At 53.8% G+C, this 480-nt stretch carries 1 pseudogene; it reads left to right on the forward strand.

Annotated features, from left to right (window positions below):
* Positions 1 to 480: pseudogene (locus DVK07_RS23105) on the forward strand (hypothetical protein); the annotation flags it as partial.

The raw sequence follows: 480 nt of genomic DNA on the forward strand, positions 1-480 counted from the left end.
TGGGGGCGTATATCTGGTTTACCGGGAAAGAACTTGATTTGCTACAGTCGGTACTACACTCGACAGAATTCATCGACGGTGGCAGTGTCCCGGGGCAAGGATACATTTACGCAGCGGATACTCAGGACCGCTGGATACGGGCCCAGGGCGACCCGGATGTTGAGGTTCCGGATACGCCAAACAAAGCGTACTACTCTGAGGCAGCCGACTACGAGGAACGGATTGAACTTGAGATCCACTCCCACGTGACTGATCTAGAGGCCGCTGCTAATGAGGATCGGATCGTTACCTTTCGGATTGGTGGTGATGGAGAAGGTGCGGATTTAGCGGTGAGTAAAGCACAACTGGTCGATCTGATAGCGAGTATTGAAATCGCCCGTGAACACAGTGGGAAGACAGCCGAACTACCAAAACGGGAAACGGACTCGTGGAGTCAAGCACGGATTACGCAGTCCGGTGACTTGGTCGAAGACGTGGACG

It is taken from the genome of Halorubrum sp. Atlit-26R (genome assembly GCF_003666015.1).
Lineage (GTDB): Archaea > Halobacteriota > Halobacteria > Halobacteriales > Haloferacaceae > Halorubrum.